The sequence below is a fragment of the Rhizobium sp. Root482 genome (assembly GCF_001426565.1).
Lineage (GTDB): Bacteria > Pseudomonadota > Alphaproteobacteria > Rhizobiales > Rhizobiaceae > Pararhizobium.
The window spans coordinates 112,022-124,799 of sequence record NZ_LMFA01000003.1 but is presented as its reverse complement, the minus strand read 5'-3'; the positions used below and the strand labels follow the sequence as shown (position 1 = coordinate 124,799).

General features: G+C 61.3%; 14 protein-coding genes. 9 read left to right on the top strand and 5 right to left on the bottom strand.

Annotated elements, in window-relative coordinates; all coding sequences use genetic code 11:
* Window positions 1-354: 354 nt before the first annotated feature.
* The 3 genes from ASD31_RS26605 to ASD31_RS04580 all read left to right on the top strand — a co-directional run bounded on the left by ASD31_RS26605 (window position 355) and on the right by ASD31_RS04580 (window position 3,197).
* Window positions 355-597 carry a hypothetical protein gene (locus ASD31_RS26605; RefSeq protein WP_082520411.1) on the top strand — a complete coding sequence of 81 codons (243 nt, stop codon included), beginning with the start codon at window positions 355-357 and terminating at the stop codon, window positions 595-597.
* Between the two features lie 177 nt (window positions 598-774).
* On the top strand, window positions 775-1,173 hold the full coding sequence (locus ASD31_RS04585; RefSeq protein WP_056330074.1) for a YkvA family protein: 399 nt from the start codon (window positions 775-777) through the stop codon (window positions 1,171-1,173).
* Between the two features lie 167 nt (window positions 1,174-1,340).
* Complete coding sequence (locus ASD31_RS04580; RefSeq protein WP_082520410.1) at window positions 1,341-3,197, top strand: flagellin; 1,857 nt, start codon at window positions 1,341-1,343, stop codon at window positions 3,195-3,197.
* A 46-nt stretch (window positions 3,198-3,243) separates the two neighbouring features.
* On the opposite strand, the gene ASD31_RS04575 is transcribed toward ASD31_RS04580, so the two are convergent.
* From ASD31_RS04575 to ASD31_RS04565, 3 genes are all read right to left on the bottom strand, one after another.
* The gene (locus ASD31_RS04575; protein WP_056330009.1) at window positions 3,244-5,067 is read right to left on the bottom strand and encodes an ABC-F family ATP-binding cassette domain-containing protein; all 1,824 of its coding nucleotides are present in this window, start codon (window positions 5,065-5,067) and stop codon (window positions 3,244-3,246) included.
* A 2-nt stretch (window positions 5,068-5,069) separates the two neighbouring features.
* Complete coding sequence (locus ASD31_RS04570; RefSeq protein ID WP_056330006.1) at window positions 5,070-5,720, bottom strand: thiamine diphosphokinase; 651 nt, start codon at window positions 5,718-5,720, stop codon at window positions 5,070-5,072.
* Between the two features lie 161 nt (window positions 5,721-5,881).
* Window positions 5,882-6,403 carry a MarR family winged helix-turn-helix transcriptional regulator gene (locus tag ASD31_RS04565; protein WP_056330071.1) on the bottom strand — a complete coding sequence of 174 codons (522 nt, stop codon included), beginning with the start codon at window positions 6,401-6,403 and terminating at the stop codon, window positions 5,882-5,884.
* 132 nt (window positions 6,404-6,535) lie between these two features.
* Here ASD31_RS04565 and ASD31_RS04560 point away from each other — a divergent pair, with 132 nt between their 5' ends.
* Entirely contained in the window at window positions 6,536-8,041 is a 1,506-nt protein-coding gene (locus ASD31_RS04560; protein WP_056330003.1) for an MDR family MFS transporter, read from the top strand.
* Between the two features lie 9 nt (window positions 8,042-8,050).
* On the opposite strand, the gene ASD31_RS04555 is transcribed toward ASD31_RS04560, so the two are convergent.
* On the bottom strand, window positions 8,051-8,533 hold the full coding sequence (locus ASD31_RS04555; protein WP_056330000.1) for a RidA family protein: 483 nt from the start codon (window positions 8,531-8,533) through the stop codon (window positions 8,051-8,053).
* Between the two features lie 170 nt (window positions 8,534-8,703).
* Between ASD31_RS04555 and ASD31_RS04550 the strand changes: the two genes are divergently transcribed.
* The 4 genes from ASD31_RS04550 to ASD31_RS04535 all read left to right on the top strand — a co-directional run bounded on the left by ASD31_RS04550 (window position 8,704) and on the right by ASD31_RS04535 (window position 11,071).
* Window positions 8,704-9,390 carry a TetR/AcrR family transcriptional regulator gene (locus ASD31_RS04550; protein ID WP_056329998.1) on the top strand — a complete coding sequence of 229 codons (687 nt, stop codon included), beginning with the start codon at window positions 8,704-8,706 and terminating at the stop codon, window positions 9,388-9,390.
* A 229-nt stretch (window positions 9,391-9,619) separates the two neighbouring features.
* A complete protein-coding gene (locus ASD31_RS04545) occupies window positions 9,620-9,970 on the top strand; it encodes a hypothetical protein (protein ID WP_056329992.1) in 351 nt (116 codons plus the stop codon).
* Window positions 9,971-10,029: 59 nt separating this feature from the next.
* Window positions 10,030-10,569, top strand: coding sequence for a DUF4375 domain-containing protein (locus tag ASD31_RS04540; protein WP_056329989.1), 540 nt, complete (start codon window positions 10,030-10,032; stop codon window positions 10,567-10,569).
* A 121-nt stretch (window positions 10,570-10,690) separates the two neighbouring features.
* A complete protein-coding gene (locus ASD31_RS04535) occupies window positions 10,691-11,071 on the top strand; it encodes a hypothetical protein (RefSeq protein WP_056329987.1) in 381 nt (126 codons plus the stop codon).
* A 192-nt stretch (window positions 11,072-11,263) separates the two neighbouring features.
* On the opposite strand, the gene ASD31_RS25775 is transcribed toward ASD31_RS04535, so the two are convergent.
* Complete coding sequence (locus ASD31_RS25775; RefSeq protein WP_156392511.1) at window positions 11,264-11,401, bottom strand: hypothetical protein; 138 nt, start codon at window positions 11,399-11,401, stop codon at window positions 11,264-11,266.
* Window positions 11,402-11,717: 316 nt separating this feature from the next.
* Between ASD31_RS25775 and ASD31_RS04530 the strand changes: the two genes are divergently transcribed.
* The gene (locus tag ASD31_RS04530; protein ID WP_156392510.1) at window positions 11,718-12,611 is read left to right on the top strand and encodes a sensor domain-containing diguanylate cyclase; all 894 of its coding nucleotides are present in this window, start codon (window positions 11,718-11,720) and stop codon (window positions 12,609-12,611) included.
* The last annotated feature ends 167 nt before the right edge of the window (window positions 12,612-12,778 follow it).

The window sequence follows — 12,778 nt, the reverse complement described above, 5'->3', positions numbered from 1 at the left end:
ACCCGCCGGGCACCGGCCCCACCTCGCCGGCAACGCAAACCGGTGTATCCGTGGTGGAACGAGGTCATTCTAGGCATGGGCGAAGGGCGCGGGGATAAGCGGGGATGAAGTTTTTTTACGGGGGTGGCCGCAATCGGCCCGCGCGGACTTTCAGGCGGTCTCCGGTTCCGCCCGCTGCTCAAGCGGCCTTACCGGCGTGCTGCCTCCCGTTCAGTGAATGGAACCAAAAGCCGATTCTTCGAGTTAGAGGCTATTGGATCAAGGCATTCAGTTGACCCGCGGCCTTGGCGATTTCGGCGCCTGGTCGAAATTCCGGGATCAGACAAACGTTGAAAGCAACGACAGGAGGCAGAGATGTCTAATTGTTCCACCATGGTTATCATTGCAGCATCGTGCTTTGCATTGGCAGGATGCCAGTCAGCGAATATGTATTCCAATGGGCCGGCAACACCGGGCTGCGTGGCCGGGACGGTTGGCGGCGCAGTTATTGGCGGAGCGGCGGGCGCTGCGATCGGGTCCGGTACCGGTCAGCTCTGGGCGGTCGGCGGCGGGGCAACCCTGGGCGGCGCGACAGGTGCTGCCATCGCTTGCCGATAAGGAATCAGCCCGGAACGGGTTCGTGCCGGCTCTTACCACAGGCGGGCCTTGCCGAAGCCGCTATGAGATTTTGCGTTCTCCTTCGCTCTCGGCGCGAAGGAGAACGCCTTGGCTTGTACAGGTGTTTTTCGACAGACCCGCTTCACGCGCGATCATGCAAGCCTTATCCATTCGATGATGATTATCACCCGCTGGCTTTCTTCCGCAAAAACATGGGCGCGATCGATCAAGCGCGATATCGTCGCTCTCTGGATCGCCGCGCGCGATCGGCGCACGCCGGTCGCGGCCAAAATCGTCGCCGGAGCAGTCGCTGCCTACGCGCTTTCTCCGATCGACCTCATACCGGATTTCATTCCGATCCTCGGCTATCTCGATGACCTGTTGATCGTACCGCTCGGAATTCTCCTCGCCATACGAATGATACCCACGCCGCTCATGTCCGAGTTCAGGCTATCGGCGGAAAGACGCTCCGCCCGGCCAACCAGCCGCGGCGGACTGATGGCCGTGATCATCGTCTGGACGATTTGCGCCCTTGCCGCCGCGTGGCTTGTTTGGCGGCAGTTCGACGCATTTTGAATTGCGTCAATCCTTCGAGCGTCCCGGCGTCGTTGGAACGTATTAGCCGGTTGAAATATTTGAGAAAACGGTTTTCCGTTAAGCATCCGTTAACCAGAAATCGGATTGTATGGGATGCAACCATCCCGCCCATGACAGGCAAAAAATCAATTTTAAGATGATCTAATATGACCAGCATTTTGAATAATGCGGGGGCAATTTCTGCGCTCCGGACTTTGAGAACCATCGGCTCCGACATGATGGCCACGCAGGGGCAGGTAAGCTCCGGCCTGAGAGTGGCGACGGCGGGCGACAATGCTGCCTACTGGTCGATTTCGACGACGATGCGTTCCGACAACAGGGCGATTTCGGCGGTTTCGGATGCGCTCGGCTTTGCTGCGGCAAAGGCCGATACGGCCTATGCGGCGCTGGATGCCGTCATCGACGTGCTCGGCGAATTCAAGTCGCGGCTGGTGATGGCGAAGGACGAGGCGGTCGACAAGGGCAAGATTCAGAAAGAATTGGAGCAGTTCAAGCAGCAGGTCCAGAACATCGCCCATTCCGCCAGCTTCAGCGGCGAGAACTGGCTGAACACCGATATCGCCAATATCTATGATTTCGATCTCAACAAGGCCTCCAGCCTCGCCGCATTCATACGGGCGGGATCGGGAGGGGCGGCGGTCCGCGCCATGGATTTCCACCTTTCGGAGGTTTCGCTGTTCAACAGCACTGGCGGAGGATTGCTGGAGACGGATATGCGCGACCTCAAGACCCTTGGTGGGCTGCGTACCCTCTATGCTGACCCGTACTCCGGTTCGGATTCGACCGTCTACGACGGCGGTCTCGGATCCGGCTGGATGTATCCGAATGGGGCGGGGGGAGGCGCGGGCAGCTTTTTTCTGAACGACTTTCCCGTGGGTTCGCCTCTGGATTTCAATGTTCCGGGTGCTCAGATCCAGTTTACGATCCTCCTCGACAAGGAGGCCTCCAACCCGCAGAACTATACCGGCGCGGCGGGGCAGATAGAGGAACTTCCTGGACCCTATCTTGCGGGGCATTCCAAGACGATCACCATCACCAAGGCGGATCTGGATGCGGTCAATCCGGGCCTGGGCGGGATCATCACGACGAATACCGAGTTTGCGGCGGTGCTCAATTCCTTGCTGAATGCCGAGGGTGCCTATGTTTCCGCCAGTTACGGGCAGTATGTTCCGTATAATTCCAGTAACTGGGTCCATGATGAGAAACGAATGTCGATCAGTACGCAGCAAAAACATCCCAACGGGTCCTATGTCGAGATCGCCGGTCTCAGCAGCGTCGGCGTCGGCCTCGGCGGCCTCAAGGAAGCCTCCGATTTCGGGTCCAGGGGCTCCGGCATGGAACTGCAGTTCGAGGATTTCATCGTCCACGAGGACGGCGACAATCTGGACGGGGTGGAGATCAGTTTCGGCTTTTCGGTCAACGACGCCCCGGCAACGAGCCATTCCTTCAATCGGACCTATGTGAACGAACTGTTCGGGAAGGATAGCGGCAAGGTGGAGACGGCCGAGGAAATGGCGATCCTCCTGCATTCACTGATCGACGCCGACTGGCCCGACCTGATCATCGAGGCGACACCCGCCGGCACGGTGATGATCAAATCCGACCCGGCGGTCGATCGTCAATGGGGAAGTGGAACACGCATCGGGTTCGACACCGTCCGGGTGAATATCGAGCCGGTGCCGAAGATCGATTTCCTGACCATCGATATCGCCGCCAATCCGGACAAGGTCTCGGCCTATATCGACTATATCGACATCGTCACCGAGAGGATCATCGACGGCACGGCGACGCTCGGCGCATTCCAGAAGCGCATCGAGATGCAGTCCGATTTTACCGGCAAGCTGATGTCCGGCCTCCACAAGGGCATCGGGCGCCTGGTCGATGCGGATATGAACGAGGCATCCACCCGGCTGAAGGCGCTGCAGGCGCAGGAGCAACTCGGGTTTCAATCACTGCAGATCGCCAATTCGAATCCCGAGGCCATCCTGTCGCTGTTCCGGTGAGCGAGGGACGGTTGCTTGCGGGGCAAGCCGCCGCAAGCCGGTAATGCTACCCCTCCAGTTCCTCCCGCAGCATTTCCAGTTCCAGCCATTCCTCTTCCATCTTCGTCACCGATGACCGCAGTTTTTCGAGCTCGGTGGCGAGCGTCGAGAAACGCTTGGGGTTTTTGGAGAACAGGGTGGGATCGGCCATTTCCTGTTCGCGGCTGGCGATTTCGGCTTGCGCCTTTTCCATTTCCTTCGGCAGGTTTTCGAGCGCGAATTTCTGCTTGAAGGAGAGCTTGCCCTTGGCCGCCTTCGGGGCGGAGAGGGATGTGGCATCCGTGGATCTGGCTTTTTCGGCTTTTTCCGCGCGCTTCTTTTCCTCGGCCATGCCCTTGCGCTGCGCCATCATGTCGGAATAGCCGCCGGCATATTCGATCCAGCGGCCGTCGGGGGCGTCTGGATTGGCGGGAGCGATGGTGGAGGTGACGGTGCGGTCGAGGAAATCGCGGTCATGGGAAACGAGGATGACGGTGCCGGGGAAGCCGGCGACGATTTCCTGAAGCAGGTCGAGCGTTTCGATATCGAGGTCGTTGGTGGGCTCGTCGAGGATGAGCAGATTGGTCGGGCGCGACAGGATGCGCGCCAGCATCAGGCGGGCGCGCTCGCCGCCCGACAGGTTCCTGATCGGGGTTCTCGCCTGTTCGGGCTGGAACAGGAATTCCTTCATATAGCCGGTGACATGGCGTTGCTCGCCGTTGACCAGGAGGTTTTCGCCTCGCCCGTCGGTGAGGTAATGGGCAAGCGTATCCTCCAGATTCAGGTCCTCGCGGCGCTGGTCGAGCGTGGCGATCTCGAGATTGGTGCCGAGCTTGACCGTGCCTTCGTCGGGCGTGATCTGGCCGGTCAGCATTTTCAGGAGCGTCGTCTTGCCGGCGCCGTTCGGGCCGACAAGGCCGATGCAATCGCCGCGATGGACGCGGATCGAAAAGGGCGCGACGATCAGGCGTTCGCCGTAGGACTTGGTGATTTTCTCCGCCTCGATGACGAGCTTGCCGGCCAGACGCGCATCCGAGATCGTCGCCTGCACCGAGCCCTGGGGGCCTGTATGGCCGCGATGCCTAGCGCGCAGGTCCTGCAGCGCGCCCAGCCGCCGCATATTGCGCTTGCGCCGCGCGGTGACGCCGTAGCGCAGCCAGTGTTCCTCGCGCTCGATCTCCTTGCCGAGCTTGTGCTGCTCGATCTCTTCTTCCTCCAGCACCTTGTCGCGCCAGGCCTCGAAATGGGCAAAGCCCTGGTTGAGCCGGCGCGACTGGCCGCGATCGAGCCAGACGGTGGCGGTCGAGACCTTTTCGAGGAAGCGGCGGTCATGGGAGATCAGGACAAGCGCCGAGCGGCTCTTGATCAGTTCGCCTTCCAGCCATTCGATGGTGGGGAGATCGAGATGGTTCGTCGGCTCGTCGAGAAGCAGGATATCCGGCTCCGGGGCGAGAACGCGGGCAAGGGCGGCGCGGCGGGCCTCGCCGCCGGAGAGCTGCGACGGGTCCTCATCGCCGGAAAGGCCAAGATGTTCAAGGAGATAGGCGACGCGGTAGGGATCGTCGCTCGGCCCGAGGCCGGCTTCCGCATAGGCGCGCACGGTGGAAAAGCCGTCGAAATCGGGCGCCTGGTGGAGATAGCGGATGGTGACGGAGGGATGGCGAAAAACCTCGCCGCCCTGGTGTTCGGCAAGGCCGGCGGCGATCTTCATCAGCGTCGACTTGCCGGAACCGTTGCGGCCGACGAGGCAGATGCGGTCGCCGGGCTCAACCTGCAGATGAGCGCCGGCAAGCAGCGGCGTGCCGCCGAAGGAGAGGAAGATATCGTCGAGTTTCAGAATGGGCGGCGCCATGGTCAGGCTCCCGAAAAATCATGCGGGCGGGCAATGAGGATCGCCCGGCCGGAGGAAAGGGTGAAGCGGACGGGACCTTCCGCGACATTGGAAATGGTGCGCGAGGATCCGAAGGGCAGGTGGAAGCCGGCAAGCGGATAGCGGGCGCCGGCAATGGTCAGGCCGTCAAGCGTATCGAGGCCGAGGACGGAAAACAGGCTGCCCTTCGGCAGGTCGATCTCGCGCTCGCCCGGCAAGAGCGGCCAGGCCTCCTCCTCGCCGGAGGTGAGCATTACCTCGAGCCCCTCCTTTGCAAGGCGCGCGGCCTGAAGAAGATGCATGAAGGCATGATCGCTGCGGGTGCCGCCGAGCGCGCCGGCGAGCACGAGCTTTTTGGCGCCGCGCGCAAGGGCGGCGGCAACGGCGATCTCGCCGTCCGTCTCGTTCTTGGCGGGCGGATAGGGCTCGCGGGGGACATCCGGCCATTGGTCAATGAGGCCCTGCGGCGTCGAATCGAAATCGCCGACCCAGAGCTCGGGGGAAAGCTTAAGCATCGCCGCATGGCGCATGCCGCCATCGGCGGCGATAACGTGGGTGCCGGCAAGCTGCTGCCCGAGGCGTTCGGTCGGCGTCAGCGTGCCGCCCATCAATATGGCAAAGGCCGGATGTGTCATGGGCCATGCCCATAGCCCAAACAGGGGGATGAGGGAAAGAGGCGGCGTGCAAATGGGGGAGGGGGAGGAAGAGAGGGCGCCGTCTTGAATTGGCTACGGCCCCCTCATCCGCCCTTCGGGCACCTTCTCCCCGAGGGGAGAAGGGATGTTGGGCCGGTCGGCTATTCCTTTTCGCGCGGCGGGTGGAGCTGTTCGAAGCCGGTGACGAAGCGGTCGAACAGGCGGTCGAACTGGGCGATATCCTCCGGCGACCAGTCGGCGAGGATGCCGTCGATGACGCGGCGCTTGACGGCCTGGATTTCGGCCATCAGCTTTTGGCCCGGTTCGGTCATGACCAGCAGGATGCGGCGGGCATCGCTCTGCGAGGCCTGGCGCTTCAGCAGGCCGCGCCCCACCATGTCGCCGACGATGCGGCTGGCGCGCGAGGGATCGATGCGCATGGCCTCGGCGACGGCGCCGACCGTGACTTCACCTTTCGGTTCGGCGCGGCGGACGGCATCGAGCACGTCGATATGGGTGATATCGAGGCCCGGCGAGACATTGTCGATCGCCAGCCGCGCCAGCACGCGGCGGCCGACAAGGACGCGCCAGCGGCCCATGGAGCGGCCGATCGCGACAGTGTGGGCGGCGGTGTCGTCGTTGTTTGCATCGGTGACGGTCGTTGCGTCCATTTCGTTGTTCATCGTCTGGTCCATGGGGCGAGCATAGCAAAGGCGGCGGGCAGCGGGAAGGATAAATATGCAATGCGCACAAATATGCTGTTGACAAATATATGATGAGAGCACATAAATTGCCAAACAACAGGATTCTCCCCCATGGACATGCACGTCGCCGCCCCGGCGCCGCTGGTCTCGAACCCGGCGCTTCGTCTCACGCTCTTTCTCTTCCTGATGGCCGCGCTGTTCATGGCGACGCTCGACCACCAGATCGTCGCGACAGCGCTTCCGACCATCGTCGCCGAATTCGGCGAGATGGAGCGGTTCGGCTGGGTCGGCTCGGCCTATCTTCTCGCCACCTGCACGGTGATGCCGCTCTACGGCAAGCTCGGCGACCTGTTCGGGCGCAAATATGTGATGCTGGTGGCGGTATCGATCTTCACGCTGGGCTCGGTCGCCTGCGGGCTGGCGGTGTCGATGAACACGCTGATCGCCGCCCGGGTGCTGCAGGGGCTGGGCGGCGGCGGCATCATGGTGTCGATCTTTTCCGTCACCGCAGACCTGTTCGAGCCGCGCGAGCGGGCCCGCTACCAGAGCTATTCCAGCCTGGTGCTGATGGCATCCGGCGCCATCGGCCCGGTGCTCGGCGGCACGATGAGCGACCTGTTCGGCTGGCGCTCGATCTTCCTCATCAATATCCCCGTGGGCGCCGTGGTGCTGGCCGGCCTTATCTTCTTCCTGCCCTATCGGCGCCCGACGCGCCAGCCGAAGATCGACTATGCCGGGGCGCTGCTGCTCGCCGGCGCGGTGACGGCGCTGGTGCTTCTCGGCGACAGCACCGAACTGTTCGGCGCGCTGGTCTCGCCGGGCGGCCTTGCCGTGCTTGCCGGTGGACTTTTCTGCGCCGTCGCCTGGGTGCTGGTGGAGCGCCGGGCGGCCGAGCCGGTGGTGCCGCTGTCGCTGTTCAGTAACCCTACGGTCGGCCTGATGCTGGTGATTTCGCTGGCAAGCGGCGCCGTCGGCATCGGCATGGTCAATTATTTCGCGCTGTTCCTGCAGACGACGACGGGCTTGAGCCCCTCCACGGCCGGGCTGTTCTTCATCATGCTCACCGGCGGCATCGTCACCGGATCGCTGGCGGCCGGACGGCTGATCTCGCTCTCCGGCCGATACAAGCCGTTTGCCGTGACCAGCGCCAGCCTGACCATGCTCGCCCTGTTGTCGTTCACGCAGATCCATCCCGGCACGCCGCTCGTGCTGATTGCCGCGGCCATGGCGCTGCACGGCATCGGCATCGGCTTTGGCCAGCAGGTGCCGCTGATCGGCGTGCAGAACAGCGCGGCGCGCGGCGACATGGGGGCGGCCACCGGCGCGGTGACGCTGTCGCGCATGGCCGGCGCCTCGATCGCCATCTCGATCTATGGCGCCACCATCGCCGGCGGCCTTTCGCGAGGGCGTACCGCCATTCCGGGCGTGGAAGATATCGAAATCCTGACGCCGACCATGCTTGCCGCCCTGCCGGAGGCCGCGCGCCAGCTGGTGGCCGAGGCCTATGCCGGCGCCTTCCAGCCGCTGTTCCTGATCGCGGCCGGTATTACGCTGGTCACGCTGATCGCGGCCCTCAGCCTGAAGCCGGTGCGGCTGCCGCCGAAGGCTACGGGGTGAAGAGAGCGGCTAGTCCAGGAGGACGGTGGCTTCGACCTCGAAGAGCATGGGGTCGATGGCGAGCCTGGGGACGGGGATCAGTGTCTGCGCCGGCAGCGTTTCGCCGAACATGGCCTTGACGCTGCTGGTAAGGACTTCGAGCTTCGACATGTCGTGATCGACGACGAAGACGGTGAGCTTGGCGACCTGGTTCGGCCGGGCGCCGAGCGCATCGAGCGCGGTGCGCAGATTGGCGTAGGCCTGCCCGACCTGAACGGCAAAATCCGGCGACAGGGCACCGGTGGCGTCCTGGCCGCCCTGTCCGGAAATATAGGCAATCCGCCCTTCGCGCGGCACGATCACCGCCGTGCTGTAGCCGTTCGGCGTCGGGTCGTAGAGATTTTGCGGATTGACGATGGTCAGCATGAGATCGTTTGCCGCCGTCGCCGTGGACATGCTGGTGGTCATGATGAAAATTCCTCCGATGATGAAATGCCTGATTGTGGGTGACATGGTTTTTCCTTGAGCCTTCCGGCGACACGATCGAACTTGACCGATCGATCGCGAAATTAATCGTACAGCGTACGGCTAAATCGCATCGTACGCTGTACGAGTCAATCGGCAGGGATCGACATTTGCCGCATCGTCGGCCTAGATGATCGTCTGAAGAGCGGGGAAAGCGGATGGCGGCCAGACCGAGTGGCGCGAAAAGCAAGGGAGGAACACCGGCGGGCGGATCGCCTCGACCGGCGCCGGGCGACGAGCCGGCTCTCTCGCTGGAGCGGATCGTGGCGACGGCGGTGGACTTGCTCGACGCCGAGGGCGTGGACGGATTGAAGATGCGCCGGCTGGCGGATCGCCTCGGCGCGGGCGCGATGAGCCTCTATTGGCATGTGGCGAGCAAAGAGGCGGTCTTCGATCTGGCGCTCGACCGGGTGCTTGCCTATCGCGCACCGCCGGACATGGCCGGGCCCGGAGACTGGCGCGAGGATATCGTTCACATGCTCGAGGACTGGCGCGAAAGCATGCTGCGCCATCCCTGGTCGGCCTCGCTCCTGCCGCGCCGGGCGCTCGGGCAAAACATCCTCATACGCCTGGAACTGCTGGGCAGGGCCCTGGCGAAGGCCGGCGTGGCGGAGGCGGACCTGAACGGGGCGATCTGGTCTCTCTGGAACTATGTGATCGGCGCGACCATCACCCGCGCAAGCTTCGACCTCACGGACGACGACCGGGCCGCCGGGCAGCAGCGCCTGACCAGCGAAGCCTATCCGACCATCGAACGCTCCCGCCTGCTCCTCGACAACGACTGGGACGGCGCCTTTCGCAAGGGGCTTGATTTTCTGCTGGATGGTTTGGCGCGGGGGAGGTGAGGGGGTTGGGCTGTGGAGGATATTGCCTCGATGGCTTATACAGAGAGAGGCTCGTTTCCACATTTATCCCGAGGCGGTAAATTGCTCTGGAAGGCCGACGGGCAAGGCGTACAACATCGCTTCTTGTAGTGGTGTATGACTGCTTTGCGCCAACAGCGGACTTTCCAAAAATGGAGCAGTTTGTGTAGATATCGCCGATGTTCAAGCGAGCTTATTCGAGGCAATAGAGATGGAAACTGTAACTCTTTGGAGGCCTGTAGGTCCGATCGAACTGGATTTGATACGACAAAGCGGCATGACGAAATTTCCTCCCCGGCTGCCTGATCAGCCCATCTTTTATCCCGTTCTGTCCGAAGACTATGCCATTCGAATTGCGAGAGATTGGAACGTCAGCCGCGACGGTGCCGGTTACGTAACGCGGTTTGCTGTGCAAAAGGCGTTCCTTGCCAGCTACGCCCCACAGGAGGCGGGCGGCCAAGCTTTGAAGGAATACTGGATACCTGCCGGCGATCTCGAAAATTTCAACTCGGCCATCGTAGGTGAGATAGTTGTGACGAAGTCGTTCGAGCAAGCCAAATGAGTCCGCTCCGCGCCAATGGCGGTCATCGAGCTACATTCTAGCGTCGGAATGAAATAGCGATGTCTTCGCGGTTCACCACCCGCAGCCTGAGGACTTTGAGCTATAAGGCGTTTGACATTAAACGGGACGAGATGATGGCGACTTACAATGATCTCAATTCACTCGATGACTGGTTTCTGAGGCAGGCGATAGATCAGGCTGAACGAGGCATTTCCATCGAAGACCAGCGTATTCCACAGACGGTCGCACTGCTTGGCCAGCCAAGCATATATCTCTATGCAACATCAATATTCGACGGAGAGGTCGGGAATGGCGGTGTTCAGCAGTTCTTTGACAACTCGTCGGGAGCTCTAGCTCCGATTGTACGTGATGCGCTGCAGGACATGCTCCTACCCAAATGCGCGGACATCATGAGCAGGATTATCGATGCGTTCGGAGCACCATTTCCTGTAAGTCAGTTTGATCGGATGGATCGGATCGACAGCGACCCAGCGCTGCAGATCATTCTCAACGAAGCCTACGATGCCATAGATGTCTGGAGCAGTGACTACATCTTGGCTCGTGAACGATATGCGAAGAACAACCATCTACTGAAGTAGTGACACCGAGCGCTTTTCGGAGCTCGATGGCGGCTTTGGGCCAAAACGCGAATTCCGATGTAATTTGCGGCCATCCAATCGGCTCAGCAGTATCGGCCATGGCACATTGGAGGGTGAGAAGTTGAACGCGACCGAGTTCACAGATCGCTTGAGAATTCTCTTGCCGGAATTCACACGGATAGAAGAGCGGCTGAAACTAGAGTTTTTCCCCGCCCCCATTGGAATTGTTTCCCTGTGCGGTGAGGTCGGTTGGCACATAGCAGCCAATTTTCATTCCCTTCGAAATCTACGAGCACTCTTCGAGGTGATCGAAGCCGCCATGGCCAGGGGAAACGACGGACTGAAAAATGCCGTCGCGACAGGCCTGATCGAAGGGTTAATATCCTCGTCGGATAACCATCTCAGTGAGTGGGAAATAATAGTTCCATATCTCGGCATGGAGTCGAAGGTGTATGCGGACGCTTGGATCAAGTTTACTGACACCGGAACAATTTCGGAATAGGTCCGCTTTGGGCCGAAAGCAGACAATCATCTCGAAAGCGCCCGCGCGCCCACTTCCCTTTGCCAAGCATTTCACCGGCGGCTGAACCTCGTTTTGCTCTGACGGGGCCGTTCGTCTTTTTCAGGCGGATGGCTGAGAGGCTTTTTAGGGGGCCAACCGGAGAACCTGATCGCGGTATGTATCGGCCCCGCGCTAGCCGGCATTGCGGATGGCGAAGCGGGTGATCCTGTCGTCCTTGAAGTGGAAGACGTGGAGCACGGTCTTGTTCTTGAGGCCCTGGGTCTGGTCTTCCAGCGGCCGGCCATCGAGGTCGTATATTTTCTGGATCACCTCGACGCCAGTGCGCCGTTTTCCATGGACTGAAATGCCACCGGCTCGACATGCGGGCTGACGATCGCCCGCCGATGGCGTCGAGCTTCTGACGCGGCTGAAGTTCGAAGGAGCCGGCTCAAAGGCCGATATCGTGCTCGGGCTCGCCTCGATCCGCCGGTCGGGAATAGGTTTTGCTTCCAGGACATTTAGAGAAATGAAATACTGCTGTGGCAGTCTGGAGGAACCAAGAGGCTGAATAGCAAGTGAAATACATGCCGTGTGCAGGTGTTTTGCAGCAGCGCCATGTCGTCAGGCAATGTGGGAAAGTGGTTCCTTGTTTACGCAGCAGCAGTTGTTTTCAATCCTTTCCTCGCTCCCCGACCCCGCATTCGTCCTCACCCGCAGTGGCCGTTATGCGGCTGTATTCGGCGGCAAGGACGTCCGGCATTACCATGACGGGAGCGGCCTTGTCGGGCGCAGCATGTTCGACGTGCTGAAGGAGGAGAAGGCACTCTGGTTTTCTGCCGAAATCGAGAAGGCGCTGGAAAGCGGCGCGCTCCACATCGTCGAATACGAACTCAGCGGAAGCGATGTGAAAGGTGCCGGCGACGGCCCCAGCCATTCCATATGGTTCGAGGGCCGTGTTCAGGCGCTGAGCTTTCCAGTCGAGGGTGAGGCGGCCGTCGTCTGGGTGGCAAGCAACATCACCGACAAGAACGCGGTTCAGAAAGAGCTGCGCCAACTCAGCGAAACGGACGCGCTGACGGGGCTTTACAACCGACGAAAGCTGATCGAGACGCTGGATCAGCGACTGGCGATCTTCGAGCGGGAAAGGTCACAGACCTCGGTCCTTGTTTTCGATCTCGACGATTTCAAACGGCTCAACGACGAATTGGGGCATCAGGCCGGCGACGCGGCCCTCGTGGAAATTGCCCGCCTGTGCCGACAGCATCTGCGCCAGAGCGACGTGATTGCCCGCCTCGGCGGAGACGAGTTCGTGATCGTGATGCCCGGCACCCACCGCAGCGATGCGCTGGAAATTGCAGAACGCCTGCGTGTGAGCGTTCCGATCACCTTCCGGGAAAACCTGCGTTATGACGCGACGATCAGCGGAGGCGTCAGCGAATTCGCGCAGCCGGACCGCTTTTCCAACGATATCCTCAAGCGCGCCGACGAGGGGCTGTATCTGTCCAAGAGGGCAGGCCGCAACCGGGTGTCGGCTCTGTAGCCCGCTCGACGCCCAACTTGCGCGACGGCAATGGGTTTGCAAGCGGACTTTCCGGTTCCGGCCCCAAGTCATCTGAGTTGGCTCCTTCATGGAGGACCGTGCATAGCCGGTATCGAGCCCCGCCCGTCTCCATTGTTTGTCGGGTTGGCTGACGAACCTGGCAGGCA